The organism is Longimicrobium sp., from assembly GCA_036377595.1.
Classification (GTDB): Bacteria; Gemmatimonadota; Gemmatimonadetes; order Longimicrobiales; family Longimicrobiaceae; genus Longimicrobium.
In genome coordinates, this window is sequence record DASUYB010000081.1 from 1 (window position 1) to 14,301 (window position 14,301).

Below are 14,301 nucleotides of genomic sequence, written 5' to 3' on the forward strand. Positions count from 1 at the left end.
AATCGGATCGGATATCGGATGTCATTCCGAGTGGCGCCGCCGCTCCGGATCTTCAACCGCGCGGATGCCGGGCGGCGCCCGAGGAATCTGTAGCCTGCGTCCGAGCGACAGGCGACCTGTGGCTCGGAAGCCGGCCACAGATTCCTCGGGCGCCGCCTGGAATCAGTGCGGTTTGAAGGATCGGAGCAGCGGCGCCGCTCGGAATGACATCTGATCGGAATGCACAATCAATTGCGGTAGCCGGTATGACACGAGACACGAAGCAGCCGCGGGGGCGAAATGCTCCCGCGGCTGCTGGCGGTTCGTACGTTCCTCGAGCCTCATCGCACCTCGATGGGCGCCGTCCAGCGGAACGGGCCCCAAGCCATCGCCAGCGTGCCGCGCCGGCCATCGATCGCGTCGATCGAGATGGTGAACTGCTCGACCGGCGGCGCCGACGTCCCGGTGGCCATCGGCGCGCGGCCGAGGTCGTGCGCGGGATTGTATCTCGTCCCCCACTGGCCGGTCTGGCGATTCACGATCAGCTCGGCGCCGCGCGCGTGGGGGATCGTCCACAGCGTGTACGTCCCCGCGGGGAGCGACAAGCCGGCGAGCGTGATCGGCGCGGACGTGGTGAACTGCGTCGCGGCGTTGGCGCCGGTGCGCCACACGCGGTCGTAGGGGATGACGTTGCCCAGCAGCACGCGCCCGCGCGCCAGCGGCCGGCCGTAGTCGACGGTGAACGCGGCGGCGCCGATGCGGGCGCGCACCGTGTCGCGCACGCTCAGCTGCCGGAACCCGCCGCCCCTCGCCTCCCGCGCCTCGAACCGCTCGGCCACGGCCCGCACGTCGGGCGGCGAGTCCAGGCGGCGCACGTCCACGAGATACGTCGTGCGGGCGCCGGAGTAGCGCAGCATCCGGTACGCGGTGTCGAACGCCGCCTCGCCGGTGCCGGACAGCCAGTCGTGCGTGATCTCCGCGCGGCCGCCGGGCAGGAGCCGCACGACGCCGTGCTGCAGCGGGAAATCGTCGAACTCCCGGTCGATGTGGAACTGCCGCATCCGCACGGTGTCGCCGGGCGCGCGGTGCGCCGCCGCGGCGCGCCGGAGCGCGGCGGCGAAATACAGCTCGTACAGGCTGTACATCTGCGGCACGGTCGCCATGGCCATGCCGCCGCGCGTGGCGAAGGCGCGCGTGACCGTGCCCGTGCTGTCGCGCTTGGAGATGCGCACTGAGTCCGCCGTCACCTCGGCCACCACCCGGCGCTCGCGCTGCGCGGCCGGGTCGCTCGGCGTGTGGATGTCCATCTCCAGGCGCCGGATCTCGCCGCCGGGGCCGAGCTCGATGCGGGTGTGACGCCGGCGCACGCGCGGGAACCGGTCCACCGCGTCGCTGGTGACGGTGTTCCCGCGGCGCGTCACGCTCTCCACCGAGACCGTGTCGCGGCCGAGGCGCGCGACGAACCCGTACTCCTCGGCCGGCGCGGCGCGGCCGCACGCGATGGGCAAGACCGCGACGAGGGCAATGGCGAAGCGTCTCATGGGGCAAGGGATGGCGGGAGATCGGGAACCGACGCGGGAAGGCCCGGGCAATCTTACGCGCCACATCGCAGCGCGTCACCAGGATTGTGGCGAGACACGCCCGGGCGTGACCAGGCGCGCGAACCACGGGACGAACGATCTACCCGCGCACGCAATGCTTGCCGGAACGGCGGGCGCGGATTTCTTTGGAAGATCAGGTCGGGCCTCATCTATCGACAGCATGAATGATCCTCATCCCGATCCTCGAAAGCGGCGACCCCCACCTCTTCTGATCGTTCCCCCCCCATTCGGAGGTGCACCATGCGTCCGTACCATCTCCCCCTGCTCCTCTGCGCCGCCTGCACGCCGGCGATGCGGGCGCCCGCCACTCCCGCGCCGGCCGACACCGGAAGGATCGCGGTGGACGGCGGCACGCTGTACTACGAGAGCCAGGGGAGCGGCCCGGCCGTGGTGCTGCTTCACGGCGGGCGGATGGACCTCAGATCGTGGGACGCGCAGGCCGGTGCGCTCGCGCCGGGCTTCCGCGTGATCCGCTACGACGCGGGGGGACACGGCCGCTCCACCGCGCCTCTGGACCCTCCCTCGCAGACGGAGCACGTCACCCGGGTGCTGGACCACCTGGGCGTGCAGAGGGCGCACGTGGTGGGGCTGTCGATGGGCGGGGGCGCGGCGCTCGACTTCGCGTTCCGGCATCCCGAACGCGTGGAGAGCCTGGTGCTCGTCTCCACCAGCGGTCCTCCTCCCGGCATCCCGGTCGACTCGAACGCCGTGCTGACCCATCCCGCCGGCCGGCGGCGGCTTGGTGCGCTGCCGATGCCTCGCCTGCTGGTGGTGGGAGAACGGGACTCGCCGGGTGTGCTCGCCGCCGCCCAGGCGGTGCGGAACGAGGCTCCCGGCGTGGAGGTGGCGAGCATCCCCGGAGCGCACCTGCCCAACCAGGATGCTCCCGAGGCGTTCAACCAGCTGCTGCTGCGCTTCCTGAGGCGTTGACCGGGTACGTCGACCCGTGCCGCGACGCATCGTTATATTGGACGTGGCGACACACTCCTGATCGGACTCACGAATGCGCTCTCGATCCCTTCGCCGGCACCACGAGCTTCGCGTCAAGCGCCGGGTAGCCGATTACTACGGCGGCTACGCGCGCGACGATGCCCGGCACCGCGGCAAGATCGCGCACACGCGCCGGCTGTGCTCCTGCCCCATGTGCGGCAACCCGCGCCGCCACTTCGGCGAGACGACGCTGCAGGAGCGGCGCGCCGACCTCGGCCGCCGCGAGGCCGAGCTCTGACGCCGCGTCCGTAGCTCAGACTGAGTCCACGTGAAAGTATGGGTGCGTCCGACTGGATCGCGTGCCGACGCGGTTATAGATCCTTCGGCCTGCAAGCTCTTACACAGATGTTGATTACAGTCTGGCCGGCCTCAGGATGACGTCGGTGCAGGATCGCGTGGGTGCATCAACCGAATTCCCGGATTCGTATCATGTAGAGAAGGCGGGGTCGGCTCCGACTAGGGGATGCAAGGCTGCGACAGCATCCCGAAAACCCAGTCAGGAGACGACCCATGGCCACCACGCAGCGCATCAGCCCCTGCCTCTGGTTCGCGGACCAGGCCGAGGAAGCCGCCCGCTTCTACACCGGCATCTTCCCCAACTCGCGCATCACGGCCGTCACGCGGTACGGCTCCGGCAGCCCCGAGAAGCTCGGCCGGCCGGAGGGATCGGTGATGACCGTGGCGTTCGAGCTCGACGGGCACGCGTTCACGGCGCTGAACGGCGGGCCGGTGTTCACCTTCAACGAGGCCATCTCGCTGCAGGTGCACTGCGCCACGCAGGAGGAGATCGACCACTACTGGGAGAAGCTGTCCGAGGGCGGCGATCCCGATGCCCGGCAGTGCGGCTGGCTGAAGGACCGGTACGGCGTCTCGTGGCAGGTCGTCCCCAACTTCCTGGACGAGATCTTCGAAGACGCGGGCTCGCCCGGAACCGAGCGCGCGATGAACGCCCTGCTGGGGATGAAGAAGCTCGACATCGCCGAGCTGCGCGCCGCCTACGCCGGCGCGTGATCCACGGCGGACAAAGGGCTCCGGCGCGAACCCAATCGCGTCGGAGCCCTGCGTCGCTCGACGGCCGGGTTGCTTCCATCAGCCCTTGCGCCGCTTGCCCGTCCCGCCTGAGCTTTGGAAGTGCGCTCTTGCACCGTCTACCAACTGGATACGAAGCGTGAGGAGACGCCGATGAAGAAGTTGCTCCAGCGGATCCGCGGCGCGATCGGAATCGGCCTGACGTGGGCGGCGGGATGGGCGCCGATCGGCGCCGTCACCGGCTGGATCACCGCCTCGCTGCTCCACTTCCCGATGGGCACCGTCATCACCAACTACGCGGTGACGTTCGGCGTGCTGGGCTTCGTCGGCGGGACGATCTTCTCCACCGTCCTCAGCCTTGCCGAGGGCCGCCGCAGCTTCGACCAGCTTTCGTTGCCGCGATTCGCCGCGTGGGGGGCGGTGGGAGGCCTCGTGCTCGGCGGGCTTTCCGCTGCCGTAGGTCTCCTTGGTGCCGGGCTGACGATCCAAGGCGCGGTGATGGCGGGGGCCGCGGCGCTGCTGGGCGCGGGCTCCGCCGCCGGCATGCTCGTCATCGCCAGGGCGGCGCAGGGGCAGGCGCTGCCGCGCGGAGATGTCGCGCGCGGACGGCTGACCGGCGACGCGCGCGGGCTCCTCGGCAACGCGGAGTGAGCGCCGCGCATCCCTCCGATGACGTGACCGGAGGGCTTTCCGTGCTCGCCACCGGTCTATCGCGCAAGAAGAAGTTCACCCGAGCGCACTGCGACAATTGCAACAACGAGTGGGATTTCTAACCCGTTGCGGGCGTGCTCGTCCGGCGTGGCGACGCCTTCGACGGCGAACAGAATGCTGGAGTTCGCGATGACTGCCCACCAGTTCTCCGAAGCCGAGCTGGAGGCGCTCCACCGGGCGAAGATCCTCGGGGTACGCTCGGGCGAGGAGCACCGGTACACCGGCGTGTGGGTCGTGGTGGTCGAGCGGCGGGTCTTCGTGCGATCCTGGAACGACAAGCCCACCGGCTGGTACCGCGCCTTTCGGAAACAACCTCTCGGTACGATCTCCGTCGCCGGGCAGGACCTCTCCGTCCGCGCCGTCGCCGTGCGAAGCGAGCGGATGCGCCACGCGGTTACGGAGGCATACGCGTCGAAGTACAATACCAGGGCGTCGGAAAAGTGGGTTCGTGGGTTCGCCGAGGCGCATCGCGAGGCGACCACGCTCGAACTGGTACCTGCGTAGCGTGCAGCCGCGGTCGAGCAACGCCTCACACGGAACGGCGACAGAGGCATTCCAATGACCGACACACTCGCCCCTGCGGCCAGCGCGGTCGCCATCCGCTCCGCCGTGCCGACGTTTCTCGTCGCCGACGTCGCGGCGACGGCGCGGTGGTACGTGGACGAGCTCGGGTTCGCGATCGGCGGGACGGTGCCGAAGCAGGAGCCGTTCGTCTACGCCAGCATCCACCGCGACGCCGCGGAGATCATGCTGCTGTCGCTGGAGGGCTACCGGAAGCCCGACCTCGACGATCTCAGGCCGGCGGGGCTGTGGGACGCATACCTGCGGATGGACGGCGTGCGCGCGCTGTACGAAGCGCTGGAATCCAGGCCCTTCATCAAGATGCCGCTGACGCAGCAGCCGTACGGCGATTGGGAGTTCGAGGTGCGCGACCCGAGCGGCTACGTGCTGGTGTTCGGCGGCAGCGAGTAGCCGAATCCCCCCTTTTCGACCGTTGGACAAGCCTCGCACGCCGCACGACCGGATGGATCCGATGTCATTCCGAGCGGCGCCGCTGCTCCGAATCTTCAATTCGTGCAGATGCCAGGCGGCGCCCGAGGAATCCGTGGCATGCGTCCGAGCGACAGGCGGCCTGTGGCTCGGGAGCCAGCCACGGATTCCTCAGGCGCCACGGCTTTGGCATGGAGGAGAGGGCGGCGCAGCGCCTTCGGAATGACATTCCTTCCCCCAATGCACAGTTAATCCGGAGATTGGGTATCAGTCGGGTCCGGCGGCCAGCGGCCGGCAGATGCGCGTCACGCCCTCCGCCTGCTGGGGTGGGTCCCAGCGGCCCATCACCACGGTGAGCGGAACCTCGGTGCCGTTGCGGTCCACCGTGAACACGACCGTATCCCCGGCCAGGGCGGGCGGCGGCGGGTTGGCCACGAGATCGCGGCCGTTCTGCAGGATGACCTTGTCGCCCCGCCTGAACCCTGCCTTCTCGGCCGGCGAGCCCGGCTGGACCTCTTCGATCTCGGCATAGCTGGAGAACACCACCGGCGGTGCGTTCTCGCGCCCCAGCGACACCGACGAGGTCGAAGAGTTCGTTCCGCGGCACCCGGGCGGGCGCGAGGCGGCCGGCGCGGACGGGGCCGTCTGCGCGGAAAGCGCCGCGGGGAGCACGAGCAGCGCGAAGGCCGCCGCGAGGGTGGACACGGGGGGTGAGATTCGCATACGCTGTCTCGCGGATGGAGGTTGGCGAGGGCCGCGGGGGTCGAAGGAGATGCCGGCGGGTTGCGCCGACGTGTCGTTGGATGCGCTGGACGCCGGATTGGTTGGACGTGTTCCCGCCATGATAACGAACACTCCTGCGAACGCGAAATCCCGTGTCCTGGTTTCACGATCTCTATCCGGACCCGCACGCGGAGGGCGGACTCCGCGCCGCGGTCCAGGAACCGGATGTCCGCCGTCGTCCCCGCCCCGCCCTTTCACGATCCCCACTTTCGCGGACGGGTACAGCACGGGACCGGGGCCCGTGGCCGGAATAGACCGTCCGCCGCGAGGAGTATGGTTGCCCACGCGCGGATCGCGTAGCTTGGGATTCACACGTCCGTTTCCTCCGTCGACCTCCGGCTGATCCGATGAATCGTTTCCGGCAGTGCATCCCCATCGTCCTGCTCCTGGCGGGTAGCGCGTGCGTCCCAGGGGGAGGCGGGGGATCGCCCCGGCCGGATCCCGATTCGCCCCGCTGGCGAGCGGTGGCCGGATGCTACCGGATGGGCGACGGGCAGTTCGCGCTGGACACGGTGCCCGACCTGAAGCTCAACGCCGACCGGCCCGGCGTGCGGGTCGCGCGGTTCGGCCCCACGCCGGCCATCGTGGGCGGATACTGGTTCGTGACCGCGCGCGGCGAGGTCTGGCTGGTGCGCCACGACGGGCTCTGGGGCCGCTCCTACGAGTTCCGCGCGCGGGGAGACAGCCTGGTCGGCCGCGGCTGGCTCCGCACCGACGTCCCCGGCCGCGAGAGCCCGCCGGAGCCGGCGACGGCGGTGCGCACCGCATCGTGCCGGGTGCCGCCGGCCGCCGCCGCGGCGGGATGAGATCGTCGCGTGAAGAAGACCATCCTCCTGTACGGCCTGCTGGGCGGCGTGCTGATCGCCGGGCTGAAGCTCATCGAGTACCGCTTCCTGGTGATCGAGCACTCGCTGGAGATCTACGGCGGCATCGTGGCGGCGCTGTTCGCGGGGCTCGGGATCTGGCTGGGGCTGAAGCTCACGAAGACGCGCGAGACCGTCGTCGTGCGCGAGGTGCCGGTGCAGGTGCCCGTCCGCGCGTCCGAGCCGTTCGTGGCCGACGAGGCGCGCGTGCGGCAGCTCGGCATCACCCCGCGCGAGCTGGAGATCCTGCAGGCCATCGCCGCGGGGCTCAGCACGCGCGAGATCGCCGCCAGGCTGTTCGTCAGCGAGAACACGGTGAAGACGCACTCCAGCCGACTCTTCGACAAGCTCAACGCCCGGCGCCGCACCCAGGCCGTGCAGATCGCCAAGGAGCAGGGCCTCATCCCCTGATACGAGATCCGCGAATCTGGTCGATGCACCCAGACCCCGCGCCGACGTCATCCTGAGGCCGGCCAGGCCGTAACCAGCGTCTGCGCAAGCGTTTGCAGGCCGAAGGATCTATAACCGCGGCAGCACGCGATCGGGCCGGACGCACCCATACTTCCCCCCGAGTCGGTATGACATGCCCGACTACGAGATCAGGGTCGAAGACGACGACGCCGAGGTCCCCGAGCGCGTCCGCCGCGGGATCAGGGAGGCCGACCCGGTGGACGTCGGCCCGCGCGACTGGAAGGCGCTCTGCCTCTCGCTGCGCGGAAATGACGGCACCATCGTGGGCGGCGTCTACGGCGCGACCGCGTGGGGGTGGCTGATGATCGATGGGCTGTGGGTGGACGACGCGCTGCGCGGGCACGGCCACGGGAGCCGGCTGCTGGCCAACGCCGAGGCGCACGCGATGCGGCGCGGCTGCCGCGGCTCGTGGCTCGGCACCTTCGACTTCCAGGCGCGGGAGTTCTACGAACGCCACGACTACACCGTCTTCGCCGAGCTCGCGGACTTCCCCGCCGGGCACACGCACTTCCATCTGAAGAAGATTTTCCCCGCTACCACTCCCCCGCCCGGCTGACGGAGACCTCGGGTTGTGCCGGATCCCGAATGAAGACCAGGTGCGTCTTGCCGGATCACGCGCGGGGCCGGCCACAGATCCTTCGGCCTGCAAGCTCTTGTGCAGTCGCCAATTACGGTCTGGCCGGCCTCAGGATGACGTCGGCGCGGGAGCGGGTTCGGTGCGCACCTGGATACCGGGAGCGGCGATGCCCTCATCCCCCCAACGGGTGATTTTTGACTGCGGGAGGCCGAATCACCCGTTCGGGTGACGCGGATCCGCGGCCCGCGCGGCTACCATGGCGGCATCAACGGACGGATCACGCCACCCCTCCTGGAGACACGAACGATGAAGAGAACCGTCTGGACCTTCGGGCTGATCGCCGGCGGCATCCTGTCGGCCATGATGCTGCTGACGATCCCGTTCGCCGACCAGATCAACCACAGCGAGGTCATCGGCTACACCACGATGGTCGCGGCCTTCCTGCTGGTGTTCTTCGGCATCCGCTCGTACCGCGACAACGTGGGGGGCGGAACGATCAGCTTCGGGCGGGCGCTGGCGGTAGGCGCGCTGATCGTCGTGGTCGCGTCCGTGTGCTACGTGGCCACCTGGGAGCTGATCTACTACGTGATCGCCCCGGATTTCATGGAGAAGTTCCAGGCGTACATGATCGACCAGGCGCGGGCCAGCGGCGCCACTCCGGCGCAGATGCAGGCGGAGATCGCCAAGGCGCAGCATTTCGTGCAGCTGTACCGGAACCCGCTCTTCAACGTTGCCATCACCTTCATCGAGCCGCTCCCCGTCGGGCTGGTGCTCACGCTCGTCTCCGCGGGGATCCTGAGCCGTAAGCGGCGGCGCGAGGAGCCGGGGCTGACGGCGGCGGTCGCGTAGATCGCTGAAAAGCGTCTCACGCAGAGGGCGCAGAGGTCGCAGAGAACCGAACGAGCCCCTCTGCGACCTCTGCGACCTCTGCGTGAGATTCTTTCTTCATCTTTACGTCCCAATCCGTCCATGGAGCGGATGAACGTGTCACATTCGGACAGGACGTGCGTTGTTCGGATGGTCCAACGGCAGTCACCCTCCACGCTGCACCTCCCGGTATTCCCATGCGCTTGCGAAACCTTCTCCCGCTGCTTCCCATCCTCGTTGCCGCCTGCTCGGGGATCACCGGATCGGCGGGGAGCTGCGTCCATGCCGCGCGGGTGAACGACATCGACTATGCCCAGTACCAGCAATCGAGCCCCGACCGGGTCGGCGCGGAGTTCACGCGGACGCTCCGGCAGCGCGGGTGCGACGACGTGATCGTGAACGGCGAGCGGTCCGAGGGGTGGCGGAACGGCGACTCCAGCTTCCCCGCGGGCACGTCGCTGTACGCCGCGCTGGACGAGCCCACCAGCGAGGTGCTGCTGGTGCACATGCCCTGGGGATGGGTGGAGCTCCGCAAGCTCCCGCACCCGGGATCGCCCGCGGCGGGCGGCTGATCCGCGCTCCCCTATCGCCAGGAACGGATGGAGACTGGAATGCGCAAACGACTCATCGTCGTGCTGCTCCTCCTCGGCGCCTGCACGAGCATTCCGCTGCCGCGGCTGGGCCAGTCGCAAAGCCCGGCGCTGGAGCGCAAGCTGGTGACGGCGAAGCGGGAGCCGAACCAACTGCTGGCCGCGGACGGGTCGAGCTGCCTCACGACCGCGAAGCGCTACTCCCGGACCCAGCGCGGCCAGAGGGTCTGGTGCGTCTGGAGGCGCGGAGCCTGACGCGCGGCATCAACCCGGCAGCAGGCGCCTGAGCGATTCGACGAGCCACGCCTCGCGCTCGTCGTAGCCACGAACGCGCCGGAGACCGCCATGGGTGGCGGTCTCCGGCGCGTTCGCTTCGCTCGTTGCCAATCCCGCTCCGACGGTGGTAGATACCAGAACCGCCCCGGGGCAGTGTCACAGGATCACCTCCCTCCTCCTCTGAAAGGGTTCGGGACCTTTTAGGGGGAAGCGAGCCCGGGATGACCGGGCCCGGTGCCCCTGGCGCATGGCGCGGTCGGACGGGAGAGGAGGAGAAAGATGCGGAACCCGATCGGAGCGGCGGTCTTTCGGCTCGCGCAGGTGCTCACGCTGCCAGTGGCGGCGGTGGGATACGTGCCGTTCGTCACGCGGATGGTGAGGCACAGCCGGCGGACGGGCGCGTCGGCGACGGTGCTGGCGTCGCTCTACACGCGCTACCGGCAGCACGTGCTCGGCACCCGCCGCGACGAGCCGGCCGCGCGGCTGATCCGGGCGATGCCAAACGTCTCCGCGACGGGGCTGTTCCTCACCACGGCCGGATCGGACGCGGCGCACCGGCTCACCGGCTACGTCCCCCGGCTCTACCGCTATCCGTATCCGGGCGCGCCGCCGATGAACCACCAGTCGGCCGCCCGCACCACCTTCTACGACCAGACGGTCGAGCGGTATCTCCCGTCGATCGACCAGCTCGTCATCCTCGGCGCGGGGTTCGACACGCGCGCCTACCGGCTGCCGGCGGAGTCGCGCGTCCGCTGCTTCGAGATCGACGAGCCGGCCACGCAGGCGTTCAAGCGCGAGGTGCTGCGGAGTGCCGGCATCGACGCCTCGCGCGTGACCTTCGTCCCCGCAGATTTCGAGCAGGACGACTGGATGGAGAAGCTGGTGGACGCGGGGTTCGATCCGGCCCGGCGCAGCCTGTTCACCTGGGAGTCGGTGTCGATGTACCTGGAGCGCGCGGCCGTCGAGAGCACGCTGCGCAAGATCGCCGGCACCACGCCGGGCACCGCCGTGGCGTTCGACTACGTCTCGACCGAGCTGATCCGCTCGAAGTCGCTCTTCTGGCGCTACGCGCGCGCCGTCATCAAGGCCACCGGCGAGCCGTGGAAGTTCGGCATCGACAACACGCCGCCGGTGCGCGAGCGCGTCGCCGAGTTCCTCGCCTCGTGCGGGCTGGCGCTCGAGGAGCAGCGTGACTTCGGGCCGGAGACGGAGCGCAAGCGCGCAGCGGCCGGCTTCGCGGTCGCCGTCGTGCCCCCGCGTGAGGCGTGAGCGTGGCAGCGCGGGCGTGGCGAGCGCATCCTCGCGCGCGACCTGCCGGGCTACGACACCTATCGCGCGAAGGTGAGCCATTGCCTGGTGCCGCTCGTCTGGTGACGGCACCATCTCCTGCATCGCCCCAACCCGCATGAAGTGGATGAAGATCCGCATCGCCCCCGCCGCTCTCCTCGCCGCGCTGGCGCTTCCCGCGGCGCTCCCGGCGCAGGCGCGCGATTCGGCCGCCCCGTCGTGCGCCAGCTGCGCGGAGTGGAACGTGCCGCAGCGCCCGTTCCGCGTCTTCGGCAACACCTGGTTCGTGGGCACCCACGGCCTGAGCGCCATCCTGGTGACCTCGCCCCAGGGGCACGTGCTGATCGACGGCGCGCTCCCCGAGTCCGCGCCGCAGATCATGGGCAGCATCCGGGCGCTCGGGTTCCGGGTGGAGGACGTGAAGCTCATCCTCAACTCGCACGCGCACTTCGACCACGCCGGCGGGATCGCGGCGCTGCAGCGCGCGTCGGGCGCCGCGGCGGCCGCCAGCGCGCCGTCGGCGCCGGCGCTCGAGCGCGGCGCGTCGGGGCCGGACGATCCCCAGTACGGCTCCCTTCCCGGGTTCGCGCCCGTGCGCGGCGTGCGCGTGCTGGCGGACGGCGAGACGGTGCGCGTGGGCACGCTGGCGCTCACGGCGCACCTCACACCCGGACACACGCCGGGCGGCACCACCTGGACGTGGCGGTCGTGCGAGGGCGAGCGGTGCCTGGAGATGGTGTACGCCGACAGCCAGACGCCCGTGTCCGCCGACGGCTTCCGCTTCACCGCCAGCCGGACGTATCCCACCGCGCTGCAGGACTTCGAGCGGGGATTCGCGGTGCTGGAGCGGCTCGGCTGCGACGTGCTGCTGACCCCGCACCCCGGCGCCTCGGCCATGTGGGACCGGCTCGCAGCGCGGGAAGCCGGGCAGCCCGACGCATTCGTGGACCGCGAGGCGTGCCGGCGCTACGCCGCCACCGCCCGGCAGCAGCTGGAGCGCCGCGTGGCGTCGGAGGGCGGCCAGCGCTGACGCGGGAATTGGGGGTTGATACACCCACGCCCCCCCCACGCCGACGTCATCCTGAGGCCGGCCAGACTGTAGCCAGCGTCTGCGCAAGAGCTTGCAGGCCGAAGGATCTATAACCGCGTCAGCACGCGATTCCGTCGGACGCACCAATGCTTCACTCGGATCTTGTATCGTTCGGCCGAAGCAACTGATCGTGCATTCCGATCCGATGTAATTCCGAGCGACAGGCGGCCTGTGGCTCGGGGGCGAGCCAAAGATTCCTCAGGCGCCACGGCTCTGGCGTGGAGGATGGGGTGGCGCAGCGCCTTCGGAATGACATCCCCTTCCTTCAAAGCGCGGTTGATCCTGAAATCCGGTGTGAGGCTGCGATGTGGAAGGTGATGGGGTACGATACATTCGCCCGCGAGGAGTACCTGATCGGCGAGTATCCGACGCGCGAGCTCGCGGAAGCCGCCGCCGATGCGGCCGAGCGGCGGCACGCGGCGCACCAGGACGAGCCGCTGCGCGACCAGGTGTGGATCGTCCCGCCCGCGACGGAGGGCGGATCGGAGCACGGATGATCCGGGTCCCGGAGGCGTTCGCGCGCGCCGCAGTGATCCGCGACGGCGAGGCGGGGCGCAGGTGGATCGGCGAGCTCCCCGGCATCGTCGAAGACCTGTGCGGGCGCTGGAACCTGGCCGTGGACGGGGCGCCGATGCACGGCTACCTCGCCCTGGCCGTTCCCGTCATGCGCGGCGGCGAGCGGTGCGTGCTGAAGGTGTCGTGGAGCGACGAATCCACCGTCGACGAGGCGGTGGCGCTGCAAGCCTGGGACGGCCGGGGCGCGGTCCGGCTGCTCGCCTGGGAACCGGCGCGCACCGCGATGCTCCTGGAGCGCCTCGATTCCGCCCGCTCGCTCGCCGGGCTGCCGGTCGAGGAGGCCGTCCCCATCGCGGGGCGGCTGCTCCGGCGCCTGGCGATCGCCGCGCCGGACGGCGTGCGGCCGCTCCGCGCTGTCGGTGGGCGCCTGTCCGAAACCCTCGTTGCGCGGTGGGAGAGGTACGGCCGCCCGCTGCCCCGGCGGACGCTCGACCTCGCGCGCGAGCTGGCGGCCGGGCTCGGCGCGCGCGCCGCGGGGCTGCTCGTGAACTACGACCTGCATTACGACGACGTGCTCGGCGGCGGGCACGAACCCTGGCTCGCCATCGATCCCAAGGTGGTGGCGGGCGACGCGGAGTACGGGCTCGCGCAGCTGCTGTGGTGCCGGCTGGAGGAGATGGAGGCGCGCGGCGGAGTGGAGCGCCACTTCCACGCGCTGGCCGAGGCGGCGGAGCTGGACCGCGGCCTCGCGCGCTCGTGGACGCTCGTGCGCTGCGTGGACTACTGGCTGTGGGGGCTGGGCGCCGGGCTCACCGACGACCCGGCGCGATGCGCCCGCATCATCGACCGGCTGGGCCTCGGCGTACGTGAGACACTGCCGTAGACGTTCTCATCCCGGCGCATGACGAAGCTCCTGCGCCGCATCGGTTCTTTCGATCCCATCCCCACCCCGCACCCCGCCCCGACCATGCCGACGCTCTCCGCCAACGCGGCCGATCTGCGCGCGTCCGATCGCCCATCTCCCCTCCCGCGAATCCTGCGTACCGGGCTGGTTACCGGCGTGGTGGATGGGATTTGGGCGATCGTGCTCGTCACCGTCTTCTACCACTCGACCTTCGCGCGGCTCTGGCAGGGGGTGGCGGCCACGCTGCTGGGGCAGAAGGCGTTCGACGGCGGCGCGCGGACGATCGCGATCGGGCTGCTGATGCACTTCGGCGTGGCGCTGGGATGGTCGGCGGTGTTCGTGCTGCTCGCCGACCGCTGGCGCGGGCTGGACCGGCTCCTCGCATCGCGCTGGGGGACGCTGAAGGTCGCCGCCATCTACGGCCCGTTCATCTGGATGGTGATGTCGCTGATCGTGATCCCCGCCCTCACGCGCCGCCCGCCGCGGATCACGGTGCGGTGGCTGATCCAGCTGCTCGGCCACATCCCCTTCGTCGGCCTGCCGATCGTCGCCACGGCAGGACGGAGCCCGCGGGCGCCCGCGTCGTGACGGACGCCGGCGCCGTCGTCGCGGCGTGATATCCTGAAAAGGCTCACGCGGAGGGAACGGAGGACTGATATCGGCTGCCGCAATTGATCGTGCATTCGGATCGGATGTCATTCCGAGCGGCGCCGCTGCTCCGAACCTTCAATCGCGCTGATACCGGGCGGCGCCCGAGGAATCTGTGGCATGCGTCCG

At 70.1% G+C, this 14,301-nt stretch carries 19 protein-coding genes; 17 read left to right on the forward strand and 2 right to left on the reverse strand.

The genetic code is table 11. The features are described from left to right. Positions 1-320: 320 nt before the first annotated feature. The gene (locus tag VF092_11355) at positions 321-1,520 is read right to left on the reverse strand and encodes a DUF2911 domain-containing protein (GenBank protein ID HEX6747877.1); all 1,200 of its coding nucleotides are present in this window, start codon (positions 1,518-1,520) and stop codon (positions 321-323) included. Between the two features lie 300 nt (positions 1,521-1,820). On the opposite strand from VF092_11355, the gene VF092_11360 reads away from it, so the two are divergent. The 6 genes from VF092_11360 (at position 1,821) to VF092_11385 (ending at position 5,282) form a co-directional block, all read left to right on the forward strand. Next, complete coding sequence (locus tag VF092_11360; protein HEX6747878.1) at positions 1,821-2,510, forward strand: alpha/beta fold hydrolase; 690 nt, start codon at positions 1,821-1,823, stop codon at positions 2,508-2,510. Positions 2,511-2,583: 73 nt separating this feature from the next. Beyond that, positions 2,584-2,808, forward strand: coding sequence for a hypothetical protein (locus VF092_11365; protein ID HEX6747879.1), 225 nt, complete (start codon positions 2,584-2,586; stop codon positions 2,806-2,808). A gap of 272 nt (positions 2,809-3,080) precedes the next feature. Continuing rightward, positions 3,081-3,581, forward strand: a complete 501-nt coding sequence (locus VF092_11370; GenBank protein ID HEX6747880.1) for a VOC family protein — start codon at positions 3,081-3,083, stop codon at positions 3,579-3,581. 171 nt (positions 3,582-3,752) lie between these two features. Beyond that, entirely contained in the window at positions 3,753-4,250 is a 498-nt protein-coding gene (locus VF092_11375) for a hypothetical protein (protein ID HEX6747881.1), read from the forward strand. Between the two features lie 174 nt (positions 4,251-4,424). Continuing rightward, positions 4,425-4,814 (forward strand): DUF2255 family protein, encoded by a 390-nt coding sequence (locus tag VF092_11380; GenBank protein HEX6747882.1) that lies wholly within the window; start codon positions 4,425-4,427, stop codon positions 4,812-4,814. Between the two features lie 54 nt (positions 4,815-4,868). Next, a complete protein-coding gene (locus VF092_11385; GenBank protein HEX6747883.1) occupies positions 4,869-5,282 on the forward strand; it encodes a VOC family protein in 414 nt (137 codons plus the stop codon). Between the two features lie 285 nt (positions 5,283-5,567). Here VF092_11385 and VF092_11390 read toward each other — a convergent pair whose 3' ends face one another. Then, positions 5,568-6,023 (reverse strand): PDZ domain-containing protein, encoded by a 456-nt coding sequence (locus VF092_11390; protein ID HEX6747884.1) that lies wholly within the window; start codon positions 6,021-6,023, stop codon positions 5,568-5,570. Between the two features lie 542 nt (positions 6,024-6,565). Between VF092_11390 and VF092_11395 the strand changes: the two genes are divergently transcribed. From VF092_11395 to VF092_11445, 11 genes are all read left to right on the forward strand, one after another. Continuing rightward, positions 6,566-6,889, forward strand: coding sequence for a hypothetical protein (locus VF092_11395; GenBank protein ID HEX6747885.1), 324 nt, complete (start codon positions 6,566-6,568; stop codon positions 6,887-6,889). 9 nt (positions 6,890-6,898) lie between these two features. Next, positions 6,899-7,357, forward strand: coding sequence for a response regulator transcription factor (locus tag VF092_11400; protein ID HEX6747886.1), 459 nt, complete (start codon positions 6,899-6,901; stop codon positions 7,355-7,357). Positions 7,358-7,529: 172 nt separating this feature from the next. Beyond that, the gene (locus VF092_11405; GenBank protein HEX6747887.1) at positions 7,530-7,973 is read left to right on the forward strand and encodes a GNAT family N-acetyltransferase; all 444 of its coding nucleotides are present in this window, start codon (positions 7,530-7,532) and stop codon (positions 7,971-7,973) included. Positions 7,974-8,300: 327 nt separating this feature from the next. Beyond that, a complete protein-coding gene (locus VF092_11410; protein HEX6747888.1) occupies positions 8,301-8,843 on the forward strand; it encodes a DUF4199 domain-containing protein in 543 nt (180 codons plus the stop codon). Positions 8,844-9,058: 215 nt separating this feature from the next. Beyond that, positions 9,059-9,433: a hypothetical protein gene (locus tag VF092_11415; protein ID HEX6747889.1), complete on the forward strand. Its 375-nt coding sequence runs from the start codon at positions 9,059-9,061 to the stop codon at positions 9,431-9,433. A 39-nt stretch (positions 9,434-9,472) separates the two neighbouring features. Beyond that, positions 9,473-9,706, forward strand: a complete 234-nt coding sequence (locus VF092_11420; protein ID HEX6747890.1) for a hypothetical protein — start codon at positions 9,473-9,475, stop codon at positions 9,704-9,706. A 300-nt stretch (positions 9,707-10,006) separates the two neighbouring features. Continuing rightward, positions 10,007-10,996 (forward strand): SAM-dependent methyltransferase, encoded by a 990-nt coding sequence (locus VF092_11425; protein ID HEX6747891.1) that lies wholly within the window; start codon positions 10,007-10,009, stop codon positions 10,994-10,996. Positions 10,997-11,132: 136 nt separating this feature from the next. Next, positions 11,133-12,044, forward strand: coding sequence for a subclass B3 metallo-beta-lactamase (bla, locus tag VF092_11430; GenBank protein HEX6747892.1), 912 nt, complete (start codon positions 11,133-11,135; stop codon positions 12,042-12,044). Between the two features lie 365 nt (positions 12,045-12,409). After that, positions 12,410-12,601 carry a hypothetical protein gene (locus VF092_11435; protein ID HEX6747893.1) on the forward strand — a complete coding sequence of 64 codons (192 nt, stop codon included), beginning with the start codon at positions 12,410-12,412 and terminating at the stop codon, positions 12,599-12,601. Continuing rightward, complete coding sequence (locus tag VF092_11440; GenBank protein HEX6747894.1) at positions 12,598-13,503, forward strand: aminoglycoside phosphotransferase family protein; 906 nt, start codon at positions 12,598-12,600, stop codon at positions 13,501-13,503. The genes VF092_11435 and VF092_11440 overlap by 4 nt, the downstream gene beginning before the upstream one ends. A gap of 18 nt (positions 13,504-13,521) precedes the next feature. Next, entirely contained in the window at positions 13,522-14,112 is a 591-nt protein-coding gene (locus tag VF092_11445) for a hypothetical protein (GenBank protein HEX6747895.1), read from the forward strand. Positions 14,113-14,301: the final 189 nt, after the last annotated feature.

What these genes read in the sequence shown, in the direction of transcription:
- VF092_11405 (HEX6747887.1), top strand. Translation starts at nt 7,530, where the DNA reads ATGCCCGACTACGAGATCAGGGTCGAAGACGACGACGCCGAGGTCCCC.
- VF092_11390 (HEX6747884.1), bottom strand. Translation starts at nt 6,023, where the DNA reads ATGCGAATCTCACCCCCCGTGTCCACCCTCGCGGCGGCCTTCGCGCTG.
- VF092_11440 (HEX6747894.1), top strand. Translation starts at nt 12,598, where the DNA reads ATGATCCGGGTCCCGGAGGCGTTCGCGCGCGCCGCAGTGATCCGCGAC.
- VF092_11385 (HEX6747883.1), top strand. Translation starts at nt 4,869, where the DNA reads ATGACCGACACACTCGCCCCTGCGGCCAGCGCGGTCGCCATCCGCTCC.
- VF092_11375 (HEX6747881.1), top strand. Translation starts at nt 3,753, where the DNA reads ATGAAGAAGTTGCTCCAGCGGATCCGCGGCGCGATCGGAATCGGCCTG.
- VF092_11445 (HEX6747895.1), top strand. Translation starts at nt 13,522, where the DNA reads ATGACGAAGCTCCTGCGCCGCATCGGTTCTTTCGATCCCATCCCCACC.
- VF092_11420 (HEX6747890.1), top strand. Translation starts at nt 9,473, where the DNA reads ATGCGCAAACGACTCATCGTCGTGCTGCTCCTCCTCGGCGCCTGCACG.
- VF092_11355 (HEX6747877.1), bottom strand. Translation starts at nt 1,520, where the DNA reads ATGAGACGCTTCGCCATTGCCCTCGTCGCGGTCTTGCCCATCGCGTGC.
- VF092_11370 (HEX6747880.1), top strand. Translation starts at nt 3,081, where the DNA reads ATGGCCACCACGCAGCGCATCAGCCCCTGCCTCTGGTTCGCGGACCAG.
- VF092_11395 (HEX6747885.1), top strand. Translation starts at nt 6,566, where the DNA reads ATGGGCGACGGGCAGTTCGCGCTGGACACGGTGCCCGACCTGAAGCTC.
- VF092_11360 (HEX6747878.1), top strand. Translation starts at nt 1,821, where the DNA reads ATGCGTCCGTACCATCTCCCCCTGCTCCTCTGCGCCGCCTGCACGCCG.
- VF092_11425 (HEX6747891.1), top strand. Translation starts at nt 10,007, where the DNA reads ATGCGGAACCCGATCGGAGCGGCGGTCTTTCGGCTCGCGCAGGTGCTC.
- VF092_11380 (HEX6747882.1), top strand. Translation starts at nt 4,425, where the DNA reads ATGCTGGAGTTCGCGATGACTGCCCACCAGTTCTCCGAAGCCGAGCTG.
- bla (HEX6747892.1), top strand. Translation starts at nt 11,133, where the DNA reads ATGAAGTGGATGAAGATCCGCATCGCCCCCGCCGCTCTCCTCGCCGCG.
- VF092_11365 (HEX6747879.1), top strand. Translation starts at nt 2,584, where the DNA reads ATGCGCTCTCGATCCCTTCGCCGGCACCACGAGCTTCGCGTCAAGCGC.
- VF092_11410 (HEX6747888.1), top strand. Translation starts at nt 8,301, where the DNA reads ATGAAGAGAACCGTCTGGACCTTCGGGCTGATCGCCGGCGGCATCCTG.
- VF092_11435 (HEX6747893.1), top strand. Translation starts at nt 12,410, where the DNA reads ATGTGGAAGGTGATGGGGTACGATACATTCGCCCGCGAGGAGTACCTG.
- VF092_11415 (HEX6747889.1), top strand. Translation starts at nt 9,059, where the DNA reads ATGCGCTTGCGAAACCTTCTCCCGCTGCTTCCCATCCTCGTTGCCGCC.